Origin of the sequence: Dryocola baronae, assembly GCF_051297175.1 — a bacterium.
GTDB lineage: Bacteria > Pseudomonadota > Gammaproteobacteria > Enterobacterales > Enterobacteriaceae > Dryocola.
This window is the reverse complement of the sequence record NZ_JBINNY010000001.1, coordinates 1,149,901-1,168,443: the sequence shown is the minus strand read 5'-3', so window position 1 is coordinate 1,168,443 and position 18,543 is coordinate 1,149,901. Positions and strand designations below refer to the sequence as shown.

15 protein-coding genes, 1 other RNA gene and 2 pseudogenes are annotated in these 18,543 nt (G+C 46.3%); 14 read left to right on the top strand and 4 right to left on the bottom strand.

Features of this window, described 5'->3' with window-relative positions:
- Positions 1-2 precede the first annotated feature (2 nt).
- The 8 genes from ACSPHG_RS05405 to ACSPHG_RS05370 all read left to right on the top strand — a co-directional run bounded on the left by ACSPHG_RS05405 (position 3) and on the right by ACSPHG_RS05370 (position 8,793).
- Positions 3-1,166, top strand: coding sequence for an HlyD family type I secretion periplasmic adaptor subunit (locus tag ACSPHG_RS05405; RefSeq protein ID WP_435955948.1), 1,164 nt, complete (start codon positions 3-5; stop codon positions 1,164-1,166).
- A 56-nt stretch (positions 1,167-1,222) separates the two neighbouring features.
- Positions 1,223-1,586: a transfer-messenger RNA gene (ssrA, locus tag ACSPHG_RS05400) on the top strand.
- Positions 1,587-1,790: 204 nt separating this feature from the next.
- The gene (locus tag ACSPHG_RS05395) at positions 1,791-3,032 is read left to right on the top strand and encodes an integrase domain-containing protein (protein WP_147840205.1); all 1,242 of its coding nucleotides are present in this window, start codon (positions 1,791-1,793) and stop codon (positions 3,030-3,032) included.
- A 353-nt stretch (positions 3,033-3,385) separates the two neighbouring features.
- Positions 3,386-4,561 (top strand): dsDNA nuclease domain-containing protein, encoded by a 1,176-nt coding sequence (locus tag ACSPHG_RS05390; RefSeq protein ID WP_279937895.1) that lies wholly within the window; start codon positions 3,386-3,388, stop codon positions 4,559-4,561.
- A complete protein-coding gene (locus ACSPHG_RS05385) occupies positions 4,558-5,034 on the top strand; it encodes a hypothetical protein (RefSeq protein WP_435952490.1) in 477 nt (158 codons plus the stop codon). Before ACSPHG_RS05390 ends, ACSPHG_RS05385 begins: the two co-directional genes overlap by 4 nt.
- Positions 5,031-6,788, top strand: coding sequence for an AAA family ATPase (locus tag ACSPHG_RS05380; protein ID WP_435952489.1), 1,758 nt, complete (start codon positions 5,031-5,033; stop codon positions 6,786-6,788). The genes ACSPHG_RS05385 and ACSPHG_RS05380 overlap by 4 nt, the downstream gene beginning before the upstream one ends.
- A gap of 71 nt (positions 6,789-6,859) precedes the next feature.
- Entirely contained in the window at positions 6,860-8,383 is a 1,524-nt protein-coding gene (locus tag ACSPHG_RS05375; RefSeq protein ID WP_435952488.1) for a hypothetical protein, read from the top strand.
- A 98-nt stretch (positions 8,384-8,481) separates the two neighbouring features.
- Positions 8,482-8,793, top strand: coding sequence for a hypothetical protein (locus ACSPHG_RS05370; RefSeq protein ID WP_435952487.1), 312 nt, complete (start codon positions 8,482-8,484; stop codon positions 8,791-8,793).
- 258 nt (positions 8,794-9,051) lie between these two features.
- Here the strand turns inward: ACSPHG_RS05370 and ACSPHG_RS05365 are convergent, their stop codons facing one another.
- Entirely contained in the window at positions 9,052-9,525 is a 474-nt protein-coding gene (locus ACSPHG_RS05365) for a hypothetical protein (RefSeq protein ID WP_435952486.1), read from the bottom strand.
- Positions 9,526-9,634: 109 nt separating this feature from the next.
- On the opposite strand from ACSPHG_RS05365, the gene ACSPHG_RS05360 reads away from it, so the two are divergent.
- The 5 genes and pseudogenes from ACSPHG_RS05360 (at position 9,635) to ACSPHG_RS05340 (ending at position 12,641) form a co-directional block, all read left to right on the top strand.
- Positions 9,635-10,755, top strand: a protein-coding gene (locus ACSPHG_RS05360) for an IS3 family transposase (RefSeq protein WP_435952485.1) whose coding sequence is annotated in 2 segments (ribosomal slippage) — positions 9,635-9,893 and positions 9,893-10,755 — 1,122 coding nt in all. Because the reading frame shifts where the segments join, the coding sequence is not laid out codon by codon here.
- A 355-nt stretch (positions 10,756-11,110) separates the two neighbouring features.
- Positions 11,111-11,170 (top strand): annotated as a pseudogene (locus ACSPHG_RS05355) (hypothetical protein); the annotation flags it as partial.
- Between the two features lie 84 nt (positions 11,171-11,254).
- Positions 11,255-11,558: pseudogene (locus tag ACSPHG_RS05350) on the top strand (helix-turn-helix domain-containing protein).
- A 217-nt stretch (positions 11,559-11,775) separates the two neighbouring features.
- Positions 11,776-12,144: a hypothetical protein gene (locus ACSPHG_RS05345; protein WP_435952484.1), complete on the top strand. Its 369-nt coding sequence runs from the start codon at positions 11,776-11,778 to the stop codon at positions 12,142-12,144.
- A complete protein-coding gene (locus ACSPHG_RS05340; protein WP_435952483.1) occupies positions 12,144-12,641 on the top strand; it encodes a YqhG/Tai3 family protein in 498 nt (165 codons plus the stop codon). Before ACSPHG_RS05345 ends, ACSPHG_RS05340 begins: the two co-directional genes overlap by 1 nt.
- Before the next feature lie 155 nt (positions 12,642-12,796).
- On the opposite strand, the gene ACSPHG_RS05335 is transcribed toward ACSPHG_RS05340, so the two are convergent.
- The gene (locus ACSPHG_RS05335; protein WP_435952482.1) at positions 12,797-13,156 is read right to left on the bottom strand and encodes a hypothetical protein; all 360 of its coding nucleotides are present in this window, start codon (positions 13,154-13,156) and stop codon (positions 12,797-12,799) included.
- 546 nt (positions 13,157-13,702) lie between these two features.
- Between ACSPHG_RS05335 and ACSPHG_RS05330 the strand changes: the two genes are divergently transcribed.
- On the top strand, positions 13,703-14,563 hold the full coding sequence (locus tag ACSPHG_RS05330) for a PA4780 family RIO1-like protein kinase (protein WP_435952481.1): 861 nt from the start codon (positions 13,703-13,705) through the stop codon (positions 14,561-14,563).
- A 90-nt stretch (positions 14,564-14,653) separates the two neighbouring features.
- On the opposite strand, the gene ACSPHG_RS05325 is transcribed toward ACSPHG_RS05330, so the two are convergent.
- Positions 14,654-15,979, bottom strand: coding sequence for a VasL domain-containing protein (locus ACSPHG_RS05325; protein WP_435952480.1), 1,326 nt, complete (start codon positions 15,977-15,979; stop codon positions 14,654-14,656).
- Positions 15,963-18,533 (bottom strand): type VI secretion system ATPase TssH, encoded by a 2,571-nt coding sequence (tssH, locus tag ACSPHG_RS05320; protein WP_435952479.1) that lies wholly within the window; start codon positions 18,531-18,533, stop codon positions 15,963-15,965. Before tssH ends, ACSPHG_RS05325 begins: the two co-directional genes overlap by 17 nt.
- Positions 18,534-18,543 lie beyond the last annotated feature (10 nt).

Genomic DNA, 18,543 nt, shown 5'->3' with positions numbered 1-18,543 from the left:
CCATGGACGACCCGGACATTCAGCGCGAAAGCGAGTTTTCCGGGGCCAGCCGCATCATCACCCTCAGCGTCCTGCTGTTTCTGCTGCTCGGCATCTGGGCGTGGTACGGCAAGCTCGACGAGGTGTCGACCGGCACCGGCAAAGTGATTCCCAGCTCGCGCGAGCAGGTGCTGCAATCCCTTGACGGCGGCATCGTCACCGAGCTGCTGGTGCACGAGGGCGACAAGGTGCAGGCGGGGCAAATCGTCGCCCGCCTTGACCCGACCCGCTCGGAATCTAACGTTGGCGAAAGCGCCGCCCGCTACCGCGCGTCGCTTGCCTCAAGCGTGCGGCTAAACGCGGAGGTGAACGACCTGCCGCTGGTGTTCCCGGACTCGCTGAAGGCCTGGCCGGACCTTATCGCCTCCGAAACCCGCCTCTATAAAAGCCGCCGCGCGCAGCTGAAGGACACGGAATCAGACCTCAACGACGCGCTGGTGTCGGTCAACAAAGAGCTGGATATCACCCAGCGGCTGGTGAAGAGCGGTGCGGCGAGCCACGTTGAGGTTCTGCGGCTGCAACGGCAGAAAAGCGATCTCGGCCTGAAAATCACCGACCTGCGCTCGCAGTATTACGTGCAGGCGCGCGAGGCGCTGTCCAAAGCCAACGCCGAAGTGGATATGCTTTCCGCCGTCATCAAAGGGCGCGAGGATTCCGTTACGCGGATGACCGTGCGTTCGCCGATGCGCGGCATCGTGAAGAATATCCAGGTGACCACCATCGGCGGCGTGATCCCGCCGAACGGCGAGATGATGGAGATCGTTCCGGTTGACGACCATCTGCTGATTGAGGCCCGTCTTTCCCCGCGCGACATCGCCTTTATCCACCCCGGCCAGCGCGCGCTGGTGAAGGTCACCGCCTACGACTACGCGATCTACGGCGGGCTAGAAGGCGAAGTTGAAACCATCTCGCCGGACACCATTCAGGACAAGGTGAAGCCGGAAGTGGTCTATTACCGGGTCTTTATCCGCACCCATCAGGATTATCTGGTGAACAAGGCCGGGCACCGCTTCTCCATTTCGCCGGGGATGGTCGCCACCGTGGACATCAAAACCGGGCAAAAAACCATCGTCGACTACCTGATAAAACCGTTCAACCGCGCCCGTGAAGCGCTGCGCGAACGATAACGGGACAGGGGGTGGTAACGGGGGCTACAACTCTGTTATACTTACAAAACACTTGTGGGGCTGATTCTGGATTCGACGGGATTTGCGAAACCCAAGGTGCATGCCGAGGGGCGGTTGGCCTCGTAAAAAGCCGCAAAAAAATAGTCGCAAACGACGAAAACTACGCACTAGCAGCTTAATAACCTGCTTAGAGCCTTCTCTCCCTAGCTTCCGCTCTTAAGACGGGGATCAAGAGAAGTCAAACCCAAAAGAGCTCGTGTGGATGCCTTGCCTGGGGTTGAAGCACTAAAACTAATCAGGATAGTTTGGTAATGGCGTGTCTATCCGCAGTTGCCCGGCGAATGTAAAGATACGACTAAGCATGTAGTACCGACGGTGTAGTAATTTCGGACGCGGGTTCAACTCCCGCCAGCTCCACCAAAATTCTCCATCGGTGATTACCAGAGTCATCCGATGAAGTCCTAAGAGCCCGCACGGCGCAAGCCCTGCGGGCTTTTTTGTGCCTGTAATTTGTCCCGCGAAGTCTGATGCCAACTAATTAAATCCGAACCTTTTAGGCACCTTGTTAGGCACCTCATAAAGCTTTATTGTTTTTGAGGTGCCTAAAACTATGGAAACCCGGCAATGGCAAGACAAACCAAACCTCTATCCGTTAAAGAAATCGAATCCGCCAAACCCAAAGAAGCAGACTACGTTCTCTATGATGGTGATGGCCTTGAGCTACTCATCAAATCCAGCGGGAGTAAAATCTGGCAGTTTCGCTACATTCGCCCTGTCACCAAGAAACGTGCGAAGAAGAGCATAGGCCCCTACCCGTCAGTTACGCTTGCCGATGCCAGAAACTATCGCGCAGAGTCTCGTTCTCTTCTGGCGAAACAAATCGACCCTCAGGAACATCAGCAAGAACAACTTCGCAGTTCGCTGGAAGCTAAAACCAATACTTTCCAGCTCGTGGCTGAACGTTGGTGGAATGTGAAGAAAGCCAGTGTGACCGAAGACTACGCAGAGGATATCTGGCGCTCTCTTGAGAGAGATGTTTTTCCTGCGATTGGCGACGTTAGCGTTACAGATATTAAAGCTCACACACTGGTTCAGGCCGTCCAACCGGTTCAGGCCAGAGGAGCACTGGAAACCGTTCGTCGCCTGTGCCAGCGCATTAATGAGGTCATGATCTATGCCCAAAACACAGGGCTGATTGATGCTGTTCCCAGCGTTAATATCGGTAAAGCCTTCGAGAAGCCTCAGAAAAAGAACATGCCCAGCATTCGACCGGATCAGCTACCACAACTGATGCAAACAATGCGAACAGCCAGCATTAGTCTTTCCACACGCTGCTTGTTCATGTGGCAACTTCTTACTATTACCCGCCCTGCCGAAGCGGCTGAAGCTCGCTGGGAAGAGGTAGACATAGAAGCGCGAGAGTGGAAGATTCCTGCAGCACGTATGAAAATGAACCGCGACCATACTGTTCCATTGTCAGATGAAGCAATCGCGATACTGGAGATGATGAAGCCGTTAAGTGGAAATCGAGAATTTATCTTTCCCAGCCGCATCAAGCCAAACCAGCCGATGAACAGTCAGACCGTAAATGCTTCGCTTAAACGTGCGGGCTTTGGCGGTATCCTCGTTTCGCATGGGTTGCGCTCTATTGCCAGTACAGCACTTAATGAACAGGGTTTTCCACCTGATGTTATTGAGGCAGCATTGGCTCATGTGGATAAGAATGAGGTTCGCCGTGCTTATAACCGCAGCGATTACCTTGAGCAACGACGTCCAATGATGCAATGGTGGGCTGATTTTATAAGGACAGCAGATAATGGTCTAATGTGGAAGAACGAAACGAAAAGGCTCCAGCTAGTCAGTTGATATGAACTAACACGTACTTGTTTTGGTATTATCCTGAAAGAAATCTTGCCAAGCAAACAGGCATGCAAATAAATATAACCATTTGATTCAATTATATTTTTTTGAAAGCTAGTCATTTATAATCTCATTCATTGATCAATATTATTTTTAACATAGTAACGCACTATGTTAAATCCTTGCATTTCAATAGCATATGATCATTAAATGAGAATATTCCTTTTATGCTTTTCATGTTTAAAGTTTAAGGATATGATGAAAATCATATAATTTTCTGCATTAAATCTTTTTTTTCAATAAGTTAAGATCCACTTTATGCTTTATAGAGGTAAATTTCAGAATTTGAAGCTGGAGGCTTGCAAAAAGACATGGTTTTACATACAGTAGTCCCTAGAGAACAAGACGGTCGAGACTCGTTTGGGCGTTATCGAGTTCAAGTCAGGTCTGCCGCAGTAGCCTCTCTCCAAATTCTCTCGGGCAAAGCTATAGATCGTGTTTATTGTGACTTGCACGATGATATCGTTGTAAGGAAAAAAAATGTAAATGGTAACACCTACGTTTTTTATCAAGTAAAAACACGAGCTAAGCTCAATAAAAACTGGAGCTTATTAGAGGTTTTTGGTATTTACTCTACCCGTAAAAAACCTGATGACTCTCTTATTCGGGATAGTTTTATTGGAAAAATGTTACTTCACACGATAAATTTCGACAAAAATTGTGAGTTAGTAGTATTTCAAACTAACATTCATAATGATGATAATATCGATGATGTTTTAGCCGATATTGAATCAGGGAATTTTAGCAATAAATACACAAAAATTCTTCTTGAAAAATTTAAGATCATTTCCGATAACTGTTCCTCTTTTAAAGAGGAAGAAATAAAATCAAGATTATCAAAGATAAGATTCGAAAATGACGTGCCTTTTTTAAAAGCAGATACTTCACTTTTTTTGCCTATAGTTCGTGAGAAACTATATGAATATAGTGAGATCGATTTAACTCACATTGAATTAGATGATATTACAATTAAATTACTAGATCTTATTTCATCAAAATCAGAAGGTGTAATTAAACCGTTTACACAAGAAAATATAGATAAATCTGCCAGCGTATCAATTGATGATCTGCTCCCACTGCTAAGTATTTCTGAAGAGGCATATAAAGAAATAGTAAGAGGACAAGATCCTAAAGCAGTTAAATCCGCATCTATAATCCAACGAACATTAATCAATGCAGGTGGGAATTTAGATGATGTAACTTACTGCTCGAAATGTAAAACTGATTGGGATCTTTGGTATAGGACTAATCGTCATTCTATATCCGAATTAGATTTAAGAGCTATTGTTTCTAAAACGAGGAAAGTTCTGGTTTCTGCTAAAATGAATAATCCACATGGAATAACATTAGGTTCACTTCATCAGCCAATAAAAGAACTGTATAGTGAATTAGTTACAGAGAAAATAATTTACAACCTAACTCATGATATATTATTTGGAGCTATTTTCTCAGAAATAGTTAAGGATGGAGTATGAACTTCGATACATTTTTGCAAGAGGGCAACGGAAAAGATCTGGTAATTGCTTTTAAAAATATTCAACCTAGAGATAACTCACTGGATAATGAAGCATTATTCCAATTACCTCTCATTAGTATCATTATATTAGTTTTAGCAAAAGACAGAAGTAAACCTAATGTTGCTGAATTAGGTCAGTTAGTTGGTGAGTGTATCGAAAAATGCTTCATCGGATTTAAAGCCTCTGATCAACATATTGGTTGGTCAGCAAATCTAAGAATACGGACAGTCAAAGCGATTAGCTTTTTAGAGAAAGCTAATCTCATAATAATTAATAACAGAAAAGAAAAAGTTACTATCACTGACCTTGGTAAAAAAGTAGTGGATAGAGCTTTTAAGTGGGATCATAATCTAGAGTATAATCTAAAATTAATTGCAAGATCCTATAGAAATATTCGTGTTTCACGACAACTAGATCTGGAGTTAATGTGAAATTTAAAAGCATAAAGATTTATTCTAAAGGTAACAATGGTCTTTCTTCTGATGAGTATATCTTAGGGAAACATGTAACTTTATTATATGGACCTAATGGAAGCGGTAAAACACCAGTAATTAAATCTATAACCTATTGTCTTGGTTATCCTGAATTGTTCAGAAATGACATTTATGAAAGATGTAGTCACGCAATTCTTAAAATCGAGCTAAATAACCTTGAATATCAATTCAAACGTTACTACGATCAGAGTCAATTTCATTTAGAAATAACCGAACCATTAGGCAATACGCAAACGTTTTATGATGAACGTACTCACAGTGAATATATTTTTGAGCTATTAGGCCTCCCACATCTAAATTTAGTAACAAACGGTAAGGAATTAACACAACCATACATATCTACTTTCCTTCCATTATTTTATCTTGGGCAAGATGATGGATATAATAAGATATACAGTGCTAAAAGTAATTTTATTAAAGATCAATATATTGAAATGGTCAGGTATGCGCTGGGCGTACCACCAAAAAACTCACCTTACCATCAAAAAACATTAAAGATTGAGAAGCAAAAACTCTCTAGTTTAGATGATTTAATAAACAACACTACTAGTATCTACAAAGAAATTAAATCTGAATCTACTGATATAACAGCAAAATCTCGAAAAGAACTTGAGCATGAACTCAAATTTTTTACGACAGAATTTGAAAGAATTAAAACAAGCAAGGATAATGTTAGCCAAGCTGATTTTGTTTATAGAAACGTTAAAAGAAACTTACAAAATGATATATTTGATCTTGACCAACAAATATTAGATATAATAAAAATGCATAGTGCTTTTGATAAAATAATTTCAGATATTAATGTCGAGATTGAGACATTATCATTAAATGAGAGTGCAAAGAGAATATTTTTATCATTTGACGAAATTTGTGGCTCAGGAAATTGCAGATTATTCTCGTCGAGTTCTGAACATTATGCAAAGAATTTACTTTATCTTAAAGACCAAATAAAAGATTTAGAGAGGAATAAAACTCTTGATGAGTCACGCTTAATACAGTTGAATCTTAATAGAGATAGATTAGACCATGCTTTGCAGGAACTTATAAAGGTCAATACCAACAATAATGAAAGCAATGATGTGAACTCTCTTATAGAGTCTATATCCATAATAAAAGATAAAGTATTTGACATTCAATCTAAAATAAAAGACCTAGATAAACTATCACAACTGGAAAGCAAAATAATAACATTGCAAAGTGATAGAGATTTTGTTATCGAAACAATAGCAAGCTTGAAAAGCGCTAATAATATTCCGTTAGAAATTCTCAGATCAAGAATTGAGTTAAAAAATTTGTTTATTGAATGGCTAGACTGCTTGAATACATTAAATATAAGCAAAGACATAAAATTTTCTGATGATTTTATTCCAGAACTAGGGAACGAAAAAATTACTCAATTAAGCGGAAGCACCCGCATTAGAGCTGTTTTAGCATATCATGCAGCACTTATCGAGCTTTTACTGAAAAGGAATAGTTGCCGATTAAAATTGTTGGTCTTAGATACTCCTAAGCAACACGATATAGATAACAATGACCTTAATAATTTCATGCTAAAATTAAAGTCTTTATGTAAAAAGTATGAGCTCCAGATTATCTTTTCTACTACGGGTTATCACTACGTAGGCGATAGTTTAGATAAAGAGTGGAATCCTACACATACAGGCCCAGAACAGCTCATGTATCTATTCTGAATATTCGAGGCACCTCATTAGGTGCCTTTATTTTGACCCCATTTATAAGCTTAATCATTGGAAACTTTCGCATGATACTTCGCAGATATGAAATCTCCCCTAATTTAATTTTGAGCTTATCACAAAATTGCTTAGATCATGTAATTCATGGTGATACTACAAATAAAGTAATCAATATTAATAATACATCAACAGTACAGAAAGTATTATCAGGTGGCTTACATACTTACTCAGGCTGGCGCAATTTTTTGTCACAAAGGCCAGGCTTAAAAAAAGTTACATATTATAATTCTGAACGAGACAGTGAATGGTATTATGAACGTGAACTTCAAAATGGTACTATTCTATTAAAACTCCCAGAATCAGTTTTTACATCTAAAGCAGCAAAGATGACCCTATATCCAGAAAATAACTACAAATCAGGTTATTTATGGAAAACTATTTTCCCTAAAACAATAGACCAAAATAATATTATAAAATTACTAGATGAGGCGTTACGTCATATAAGCACTCTTGAATGCCGTGAAGGCGAACTGGTATGCTACTATAAACTTGAAGAACCTCTAGAATGTTTGAGAATTTCAGTTTTGTATCGCAATGGAGAGATTAATTCATTTTTCCCAACGTGGTCGCAGCCAAATACTGGTAACAATGGGAAACCATTTTCTTTTTTTGATAATATTGGTCATGTTATTTCTGAGTCAACATTAATAGACCCCGCAGAGAGGTTTAATGTAGCATCTATTGGGTTATGTTCCTCACTATCAGAATTTTTAGATTTACCTTCTCTCACCCCTAATATCTTCACAGAAAGAAAAAATGATATTTCTAATTTAAAAGAGTGGGAATTAAAAAGAATTCAAATATTAAAAGATTATATTGATAATAGCACTATTGATGATATCAGAACTATTTACAACTATATTAACGATGATGCAATATGTAAGTACCATGATATAATATCCCAACATGCTTATGAAAATCACTTTTCATATATACAACTATCAGAAGTGTTTTATAACTCAATATGTATTAATCAAAATATTGTTGAAAGCATTTACATATTATTTTTCTTTGATCAAAAATACAAAACGAATTTATACTCACTAACTGTATCAAAGTTACTTTCAAATATGTTTACAACACCATTAATTGATATGTGGGCAAAAAAAAGAATACATCATACTTTAATAAGTCTTACTTTACATTATCATGACATTGATTTTCCGGCAAAATATTTTGACATGATGGCAAACTCACCCACAAGGAGAGAACTTTTCTCTGAATACTTTTATGAAAGCCATGATAAGAAAAACAATTATCACCATGTTACAAGCTTAGAAGATATAGGTGCTCTTTTTAGCATTATTAGTGTTTCTCACCAAGACCTACCATTAACTTATTCATACTTCCTACATTATTTCTCTGAAAACTTAGGTGAATCATATTCATTACATTTTAACGATGAGAAACGAAAACAATTCTTGATAGAATCATACCCTGGAAATTTTTATGTCCAATACATAAAGGATACTTTGAAATACTTTTCAAGCAATGTTTTTTTTGTTTCCCGTTTTTTTACGGCAGATATTTAAAACATTTCTTGGAGAAAAGTACTGCTAAGCCTAATAAACTTAGCCGAATTATGTATGAATATTATAAACTACAAGTTGCTCAGCGATATCGAATTAATATGAATTATGCAAAATATGATGGGCTCGCCAATATTGTAACGTACCCGCCTAAAGAAGAGGATGTATTGTCAGTTATTCTAAAGCATGAAAGAATAGCTAATCGACAGCTTACCGACGAAATAATCGCGACAACGGAGAAATATTTATCTGGGGTTGAAGACACTCGACTTGAGAGGAAATTAAAAGATATCGAATCTATAGACAGGAAAGAGATTCCGAGATTCCCAATCCCTTATGGTTTAATAATCAATATGGTAAAAGATCCAAACTCTATAAAACCTGAGGAGTTACAATTTCTAAAACTAGATTAATTCCTTATTAAAGGATTATTCTAATTCAATATCTCAAAATATGTAATGTGGCAAAATGAGCTGTCACATTACATTATCGGTTAGATGCCTTATACCTTTATAGTAAAAATATAGAATATCATTTATTCGTCATATGTTGTCGGCTGGTTGTTAATGTTAAAAGCACATTGAAAGCAAAAAATGTAATCTCTAGGAGAGATTAAATACGCGCAATGCTAAAAATTAAATTTTTTGTCAATAGCTCATTTAATTAAGAATCTATTTTCTTACAACTATAGAAAAAGTCTCTTTCATTTCAGTATCATTTCTTGACCAATCATTAATTGTCTTAAGTAACTTTTCCCACGATGTCCAATCACTTTTTTTATTGTAATCAAGCTCAATAAACTTGGTGAGTTCCGTCTCAATAGCATTAATAGCAGATACTTTACTCCTCCAGCCTTTATCAGGCATATTTTTCTTCAATAATCTAATAACTTCATCCTTGACTCGCCTGTAGTTATGCGCTCTATTTTTACCACCAAGACTTGCTGCTTCTCGTTTTATCTTATTTGATTGTTCTTTAGCCGCTAACATATCTACAGCCCAGCAGGCTCCAATCCACATATTGAACATTTTTAGTGCTACCAAAACATGTTTACGTCCTTTAGCTTTATATCCTTGACTGTACTGATATTTTCCCCATTTTTGAGATACAAAAGCACCTTCCAATAGCTTACTAGGGTCACTCATCCATGTGCCTGCAGACTCCTTACTACTTATGTACTCGTTGACCTGCTCCCCGTTGATTAATACACCGCGATGTTAGTAATGTCTTCATAAGCCACATGAGGACACCTCCATGAAGAAGCGTTTTTCCGACGAACAGATCATCAGTATTCTCCGCGAGGCTGAAGCCGGGGTTTCTGCCCGTGAGCTCTGCCGCAAGCACGCCATTTCCGACGCCACCTTTTATACCTGGCGCAAGAAGTATGGCGGCATGGAAGTACCCGAGGTTAAGCGCCTGAAGTTGCTTGAGGAAGAGAACGTCAGACTCAAGAAGCTGCTTGCCGAAGCCATGCTGGATAAGGAGGCACTTCAGGTGGCACTGGGGCGAAAGTACTGACGACAGACCAGAAGCGGGAAGCCGTTGAGTTTATGTGTGATGCGACCGGTCTGTCGCAACGTCGTGCCTGCAGGCTTACAGGTTTGTCCCTGTCGACCTGCCGCTATGAGGCTCAGCGTCCGGCGGCTGATGCGCATTTATCAGGGCGCATCACTGAGCTGGCACTGGAGCGCAGGCGTTTTGGCTACCGCCGCATCTGGCAGTTACTGCGCCGTGAAGGCCTTCATGTTAATCATAAGCGCGTGTACCGCCTTTATCATCTGAGCGGGCTGGGCGTAAAACGCAGGCGACGTCGTAAAGGGCTGGCAACAGAACGTCTGCCTCTGCTCCGCCCGGCGGCACCCAACCTGACCTGGTCGATGGATTTTGTCATGGACGCACTGGCCACCGGTCGCAGGATCAAGTGCCTGACCTGTGTGGACGACTTCACGAAGGAGTGTCTGACAATTACCATCGCATTCGGCATTTCAGGCGTTCAGGTCACGCGAATTCTGGACAGCATTGCACTGTTCCGGGGCTATCCGGCGACGATAAGAACTGACCAGGGGCCGGAGTTCACTTGCCGCGCACTGGATCAATGGGCTTTTGAGCATGGTGTTGAGTTGCGCTTAATCCAGCCGGGCAAGCCAACGCAGAACGGATTTATTGAGAGCTTTAACGGACGATTTCGCGATGAATGTCTGAATGAGCACTGGTTCAGCGATATCGTTCATGCAAGGAAAATCATTAATAACTGGCGGCAGGATTATAACGAGTGTCGCCCACATTCAGCACTGAATTATCAGACGCCATCAGAGTTTGCAGCACGGTGGCGGAATGGAAAATGTGAAGATAAACAAACCGACATTACTAACTAACGGTTGTATCTAATACTGGGGGCAGGTCAACGCGGGCTTTTTTGTGTTTGCCGCCACGTAGGGCGGATAAGCTTTAGCGCCATCCGCCGCAAACGTTGGATGGCGCTGCGCTTATCCAACCTACATTCCACCACCGCTGCAACACCTGCAACGCCAAAAAATTCTTTGGAAAACAACTCGCATTCCCTTTAATACCGGGTTGGTTAACGCTTCCGATTTACGATATAGTCTGCCCGCTGCGGCAAAATCCGCAGCCGGGATTTGCACCCCGCCTAAGCTACAGGGATTCACTTGATGAACTCATTGAGTGTCAATGTCTTTGCACACCTGCTGTTAGCTCAGTTCAAAAACTGTACTAACAACTTCAATGGTGGCTCAGGCAGGGCAGCCTTCGGGCTGGCCGGTGTCCTTGTAGGCCGGTAGTGCAAACCCTGTCTGGGCTACCACCAAAGAGATTTGCACCTCCGGTGGTAGTCGTTATCACTACAAGGAGATGTAAATGAAACTACCCCACAGCCCGACCTTCCTGCCCTTTCAACAAGACTGGCATAAAGCCGATATCATCGCGGCGCTGCATAAAAAAGGCACTTCGCTTGCGGCCGAATCCCGCGCCAGGCCTGAAACCCTCAACCCTCGCTAACGCGCTAGTACGCCCGTGGGCAAAGGGGGAGCTATTAATCAGCAAAGCGATTGGTGTCCCCGCTGAAACAATTTGGCCGAGCCGCTATTTTGATGCGCGGACGCACGAGCCCGTTGTCCGACTTATGCGTAACAGAACGCCGAAGCCGTCTGTGAATTTGTAGGGCGATTAAGCGCAGCGCCATCCGCCGCAAAACACGGCAGGTGACGCTTCGCTTATCTGCCCTACGATTTCGAGCCTTATTTGAGGATTTATTAAAAAGATATCAACTGCAAAATGAATTATTCATAAAATCTATGGCACTAGATGTAACAAAACCCCAGGTATTTTGTGATGAATTTTCGTCCGTGTTATTTTTATTAAAATACTAAGGACTATTCATGGGATGGAATAAGAGTGCAGCAGTTAGCCACGCCAGAAGTCACGCGAGTACGGTATCACAAAGTAGATGTGCCGAATTTACGCGCCAGGCAGTTAATGCAGGTGGCGTTGATATTGGCCGCACCTTTCATGCGAAGGATTATGGGCAATTACTGGTGAGATCAGGATTTCGCCCCATAGGGGCGGGGGAGAATCCGCGCGAAGGAGATGTAGTGGTTATTCAACCCTATAGGGGTGGAAATCCAAGCGGTCATATGGCAATTTTTGATGGTTCCACTTGGTATTCAGATTTTAGACAGCGTGATATGTGGGCCGGTCCGGGCTACCGCCGAGCGACACCAGCTTACGTTATTTACAGGAAAAACTAATGCGCATAATTATCTTACTTTGCTTGCTTCTCTCTGGCTGCGCAACACATATCCCCCCGGCTGAAATAACTGTAAGGGAATTCTATCAATTCTATTTAAATGCCTTCGTAACCGACAGTCAGGCAGATGACTTAAATTCTTCTAACATGCAGCGGTATGTCGCGAAAGATACACTTGCACGATTGAAGGAAATTCGAGCCATTTATGAACAGGAAATTGTAGAAGCAGATTATTTCACTTATAGCCAGGATTATGCTGCCGAATGGATACCGGCCCTTGAGATTGGCAAAGCTAAAAATTTTGAAAATGGAAAAGTAATTGATGTTTGGTTGGGCATGCAAGGCGGTCATAAATATCACCTGATTGATTATCTCAGGCTTGAAGATGGCGTCTGGAAAATCTATCGCGTACGTGGCGAAAATGGCTATGAGCAAAATATCTTTGACGATAAAGCCATAGAGTCCGCCAGAAACGATGCGGCAACGATTACACGCTAGCTTAAGTCTATAAACTTTAGCGCCATCCGCCCCAAATGCCGGATGGCGCTGCGCTTATCCAACCCCCCTCCGCCAACGCTGCAACATCGGCAATAGAGATTGGCAGTGAAAGCAATTTGACCAACAGCGAGTTAACCCTGTCAGGGCGATAAGTATTACTCCCGGTAGTAGGGAATTTCGACAGGATAGGTGCTGGACAGACTCATAAGACGGCAGTTCACCAAAGCATGTTTATCGGCAAACCAATATAAAAAATTGCCTGAAGTCTGGTTGAAAATCATCTGATCCAGATTGGCGAACTGAATCATCAACAGCGATCCTCTACGTGAATGCCCACCGCCCGTTTCAAAATGATCTTTGCCCCATGACTCCTGCGTATGCTCATAACGATGAAGGATGACTTCGATTTGCCCCCTCTGCGGACACATTAATCTGATATCTGAATCTTCAAGCGAGAACGCATAGGTCGCAGTGTTAATAAATATGAGTAAAACGAAAATAAAAAATCTTTTCATTGATTGAATGTTCTTTTTTTTAAGGGTTTGTGACATTCACCGGCAACACTTTTTTAGCACGATAACTATATAAGTTTACTTTAACGCGGCATATACATCTGATTACATATTCATGAGTAATATAATATTCCAGAATTGCATTGATTCCAAGAATAGCGAAGGGACGAGATGACGTTTAACCAGGAATAAGGGCATGCCACCCAGATGATTCTGAAGCCGATATGTAATCAAAGCGTTTGCTAACGTGCAGTAATTATTCGATCAGATGAGTAAGGCGTTCCTGATTAAACAGATACGCAGGTATTCACGATAAGGCCCGGCGACCCCAGCCCCTTAGGGCGGTTAAGCGCAGCGCCGCCCGCCGCAAATGTTGGATGGCGCTGCGCTTATCTAACCTACAATGCCTTCCCCGCCGCAATCCCTCACCCGATAAAATTCATACAGTTATGCCCGCACTGCGGCTTCCCTGCTTTTTCGCCCACTTTTTCTGCTCCTTCCCCCTTCGTTTTGGGTACGAAAATCGCCTGAAATAAGGTATAAAGCGGCATGAAAATTCCAAACAGAATCCAACCTTTGGTCGACGACGGCCTGATTGACGACGTGCTCCAGCGCCTGAAAAGCGGCAAGGAGGCGGACGTCTACACCGTGCTATGCGGCGATCAGATCCAGTGCGCTAAAGTCTACAAAGAAGCCACACAGCGCAGCTTTAAGCAGGCCGTGCAGTATCAGGAAGGACGCAAAGTCCGCAACTCTCGTAATACCCGCGCGATGCAGAAAGGCTCTAAGTTTGGCCGCAAGCAGCAGGAAGAAACCTGGCAGATGGCGGAGGTAGAAGCCTTGTTCCGCCTGGCTAACGCCGGGGTGCGCGTCCCGCAGCCTTACATGTGCATTGACGGCGTGCTGCTGATGGAGCTGGTCACCGACGCCGAGGGCAGCGTTGCGCCACGTCTTAGCGACGTCACCCTGACGGAAGAACAGGCGGTTGCGGATTTCCACACCATGATCCGCAATATCGTGCGCATGCTGTGCGCGGGCCTCGTGCACGGCGATTTGTCGGAGTTTAACGTGCTGCTCGACGCGCAGGGCCCGGTGATCATCGACCTGCCGCAGGCCGTCGACGCCGCCGCGAACAACCATGCTGAATCCATGTTTGAGCGCGATGTGAATAACATCACCGCCTATTACGGCCAGTTTGCCCCGCAGCTGTTGAAAACGCGCTACGCGAAAGAAATCTGGATGCTGTACGAGGACGGGAAATTAACCCCGGAAACGCCGCTAACCGGGCTGTTCGTTGAAGAGAAAAAACAGGTGGATATGGATTCGCTGCTCGATGAAATTATTACCGCCGAGGATGAATATTACGAACGCCAGCGCGCTTCCAACGAGCGCGACCAGCATTACGATTAATAGAATACAATTGCTCTCAGCCGCTTATAATTATTAAAACGAACCAAGCGGCGTGAGGCGTTTATTTCATCGCCTCAGTTAATCCTTAATTCACCGCTCGGAAATAGAAACCAGATTCGCATTTAGCGACTCGACGCGCATCGCCGCCTGCTTCAACAGCACGGGGTCGATATCGCCTCCCGCCTCACGCTGCCGCCGCATTTCCCACAGTAACGTTTCCGCCGCAACGCCGTTGCTTTGCAGATCCTGACGAATCTGATACACCGCCGTTTTAAGCTCGGACACGGTCATATACTGGCTTTGCCGCTTCTCCGCGTTTAACAACCGGGCCTCGAGCTGGTCGAGATGCTTATTCGCGTTGATGATGCCGTCCAGCGCCGGAATGCCGCCCGATTTTTCCTTCAGGCTTCGCTGCCATTGGCCGCTCACCGGGTTGCCGGGGAAATGCTGCTCCAGGCGTTGGGCCAGCAAGTTTCCCTGCCGTAGCGGTGAATCCGTAAGCTGCTGGCCTAGCCCCTCAAGTACCGGAGCCGTGCGCTGCAGGATGCTCGCTTTATTCGCGGCAATTTTTTGCTTAGCGGCATTGTGCCATGCGGCATCCAGCTCCTTTTCGCTCTGCTGTAAACGCGCCAGCGGCGCGGTGAGTTTTTCGCTCAGGCTTGCGGAGTGGACGTAGAACCACAGCCCAAACGCCGTCACGCAAAGCGCCACGCCCGCGCTAAGCCCGGAAAGCGCCCATAAATACGGGCGCGGTTTCGGCTCAGACCGCAGGCTGACCTCCGGCTCGGAAGTATTCTGAGTTTCAGGCTTAGCTGCCTGACGGGGCAGTTTACTTTCAGCCGCAGGCGTTCGCGCCGCCGTGACTTTCGCGGCCCTGACCTGCGGATAAGGCGCCGAACGGCAGCGCACCTGTAGAAAATAGAGCAGGTTGATCAGGGAATCATGGCTGCGCGACTGCAGGCCTTTCGCCTGCTCGCACAGCACGGCGATCCCCTTTTCGACCTGCCGCATATCGCCGCTATCTTCCGGGCCGTGCGCCAGGGTGTAGATATGCGTTGCCACGTTGGCGCAGAACCAGTCGATAAGATACTGCCGCTTCTGTACCGCCGAGGCCGGAGGCCAGCAGCGCTGGCCGTTGTGGGTAAACGCCGTGGACAGCAGATCCAGCGCCAGCGCCAGCCCCTTCCAGCTTTTCAGCCGCAGGTTGATAAGGCAAAACCAGACGCCGCTTTGGAGGTCATAGCCATATTCATAGAACAGCCGGTAGCATTTATCTTCCAGCATCTTCCAGTCCACGTTCGCGGGCAGGCTTCCGTTGAGCGGGCTAAGCTCGCTGCTCAACAGCAGGAACGATTTGCTCATGCGCGGATCGTGCCCGTTGATTTTCAGCGAGTTTAGATTAACGCGGTCTTTCATGCTCGTCCTTCGCCTGCTTGCTGGCCGGCTGTTTGGTTAATTTGACCAGGCCTTTCGCCACCGTCAGGCGCAGACGAACCTCGTCTTTTTCTTCCAGCGCCAGCAGCCTGTCGGTGAGCAGCGGCAGAAGCTCGCTGTTGATTACCGCGTCAATGTCGCGGGCGCCGCTCTGTTCCACCTGGCAGCGCCCGGCAAGAAACTCCACAATGCTGTCGCTGTAGGCAAGCGTTGAGCATCCAGCGCCTACGCTTGCAAAACGTTCACAGACCTTATTGAGCTTAAGGCGGATAATTTTCGCCAGCGTTTCGCCCACCACCGGCAGGTAGGGGATCAGACGCAGGCGGCCCATTAGCGCCGGGCGGAAGAAGCGGTCGAATTCCGGGCGGATAAGCTGGGTCAGCGCTTTACTGTCTACGTCACCCGCCTCGCACGACGCCATAATCAGGTCGCTTGCCAGGTTGCTGGTGAGAATAATCAGCGTGTTACGGAAGTTAATTACCTGCCCCTCGGAATCCTCCATAAAGCCTTTATCGAAGACCTGATAGAAAATCTCCATCACGTCGGGATGCGCTTTTTCCACCTCGTCGAGCAGCACCACGCTGTACGGGCGACGGCGCACCGCTTCGGTTAGCACCCCGCCCTGGCCGTAGCCGACATAGCCCGGCGGCGAGCCTTTTAGCCCCGAAACCGAATGGGCTTCCTGATATTCCGACATGTTGATGGTGATGAGGCTCTGCTCGCCGCCGTACAGCAGCTCGGAAAGCGCGAGGGCGGTTTCCGTTTTGCCAACGCCGGATGGCCCGGCCAGCATAAAGACGCCGGTAGGCTTAACCGGATCGCTGAGGTTGGCGCGGCCAATGCGAATTTGCTGGGCGATTTCCGCCAGCGCGTGCGGCTGGCCGACGATCCTCGCCTCGAGGCGGGCGACCAGGTCGCTCAGCTGCTGCTGCTCTTTTTCCATCATGCGGCCCAGCGGAATGCCGGTCCAGCCCGCGATCACGTCCGCCACGCAGGTGGCGTCCACGCAGTCATAGACCAGCGCGTGTTCTTTATGTAATTCGGCAAGCTCCGCGCGCAGCGAGGCCACGGCGGCCACGTCCAGCGTGCCGTTGATTTTTGCCACCAGCGCCTGCTGCGCTTTCCACACCGGCATCAAGGTCGCGAGGCTCTGACGGATCTCGCTTTCGCGCTGTTCCAGCCACGCCAGGCGGGCGGGATTCTCTGCCTCTTTAATCAGGCTGTCCCGCTCGGTCAAAATGTTGCTCAGCAGAGCGTTAAGGTCTTCGATTTCCTTCGGCTCGTGGCACTGCGAAACGGCAACCCTGGCGCAGGCGGTATCCAGCAGGCTGATGGATTTATCGGGCAGCTGCCGCCCGGAAATATAGCGGCTGGAAAGGCGCACCGCGGCGACCAGCGCGCTTTCCAGAGTCAGCACCTGATGATGCTTGTCGAGCGCGGGCTTCAGGGAGCGCAGCATGGCGATAGCGGTTTCCTCATCCGGTTCGGCAACTTTGACAACCTGGAAACGTCGCGCCAGCGCCGCGTCTTTTTCGAAGTATTTTTTATATTCCGCCCAGGTCGTGGCCGCGACCACGCGCATTTCGCCGCGCGCCAGCGCAGGTTTCAGCAGGTTAGCCGCATCGTTCTGCCCCGCCTGCCCGCCCGCGCCAATCAGCGTATGGGCTTCATCAATAAACAGAATCACCGGCGACGGGTATTCCTTCACCTCGCGCAGCAGCGTTTGCAGACGATTTTCAAACTCCCCTTTGACGCTGGCTCCCGCCTGTAACAGGCCCATATCCAGCGACAGGATTTCCATGTTTTTCAGCGCATCCGGCACCGTTCCTTCAACAATTCTCTGCGCCAGCCCTTCGACCAGCGCCGTTTTGCCAACGCCCGGCTCGCCGGTTAAGACCGGGTTGTTCTGCCGACGACGCAGCAGGACGTCGATGATTTGGCGGATTTCAGATTCGCGCCCCAGCGCCGGGTCGAGCGTGCCGTTACGCGCTTCGGCGGTCAGATTGCGGGTGAACTTCATCAGCGCGGAGTCCGCATGATGCTGGGCCTGCGCAGGCGCGGCGGCAGAGGTTGTGCAGGCATCACGCAATATCTGCTCGGCGCGTTGCAAATCGCAAAGCAGCGCGTGCTGGAGCTTCGGGGCAAAATGTGAGGAAACCTCTTTTTCGTCCGCCAAAAGGCTTGCGAGAAAAGCCTGAACCGGCAGGCGCGTTTGCTGCCAGCAGGTCCCGGCATGCAGCCAGGATTTTTCGAGATGCTCCACCAGCGATTCGGCCAGCACCGGACTGCGCGTATTGCCGCTGCGCTGCTGGCTAAGGCTGATTTTCAGCGCCTCGACCAGCCTGTCGCCCTGTAAACCGGCATTGAGCGTTAGCTGTTCAATCAGCCCCGGCTGTTTGGTGACCAGCGCCAGAATCAGGTGTTCCACCTCCACTTCATGATGCGTGTGGCCGATGGCCAGGCTCACCGCTGTGTCGAGGCATTCGCGAGCGTCCGCGCTCAGTAGTTCAACAATTTTCTTCAGGTAGTTGCTCATGATCGTTCCT

Bases quoted from the DNA above. Each gene is read 5' to 3' on its own strand.
- ACSPHG_RS05405 (WP_435955948.1), top strand. From the start codon at position 3: ATGGACGACCCGGACATTCAGCGCGAAAGCGAGTTTTCCGGGGCCAGC.
- ACSPHG_RS05395 (WP_147840205.1), top strand. From the start codon at position 1,791: ATGGCAAGACAAACCAAACCTCTATCCGTTAAAGAAATCGAATCCGCC.
- ACSPHG_RS05385 (WP_435952490.1), top strand. From the start codon at position 4,558: ATGAACTTCGATACATTTTTGCAAGAGGGCAACGGAAAAGATCTGGTA.
- ACSPHG_RS05375 (WP_435952488.1), top strand. From the start codon at position 6,860: ATGATACTTCGCAGATATGAAATCTCCCCTAATTTAATTTTGAGCTTA.
- ACSPHG_RS05370 (WP_435952487.1), top strand. From the start codon at position 8,482: ATGAATTATGCAAAATATGATGGGCTCGCCAATATTGTAACGTACCCG.
- ACSPHG_RS05365 (WP_435952486.1), bottom strand. From the start codon at position 9,525: ATGAGTGACCCTAGTAAGCTATTGGAAGGTGCTTTTGTATCTCAAAAA.
- ACSPHG_RS05345 (WP_435952484.1), top strand. From the start codon at position 11,776: ATGGGATGGAATAAGAGTGCAGCAGTTAGCCACGCCAGAAGTCACGCG.
- ACSPHG_RS05340 (WP_435952483.1), top strand. From the start codon at position 12,144: ATGCGCATAATTATCTTACTTTGCTTGCTTCTCTCTGGCTGCGCAACA.
- ACSPHG_RS05335 (WP_435952482.1), bottom strand. From the start codon at position 13,156: ATGAAAAGATTTTTTATTTTCGTTTTACTCATATTTATTAACACTGCG.
- ACSPHG_RS05330 (WP_435952481.1), top strand. From the start codon at position 13,703: ATGAAAATTCCAAACAGAATCCAACCTTTGGTCGACGACGGCCTGATT.
- ACSPHG_RS05325 (WP_435952480.1), bottom strand. From the start codon at position 15,979: ATGAAAGACCGCGTTAATCTAAACTCGCTGAAAATCAACGGGCACGAT.
- tssH (WP_435952479.1), bottom strand. From the start codon at position 18,533: ATGAGCAACTACCTGAAGAAAATTGTTGAACTACTGAGCGCGGACGCT.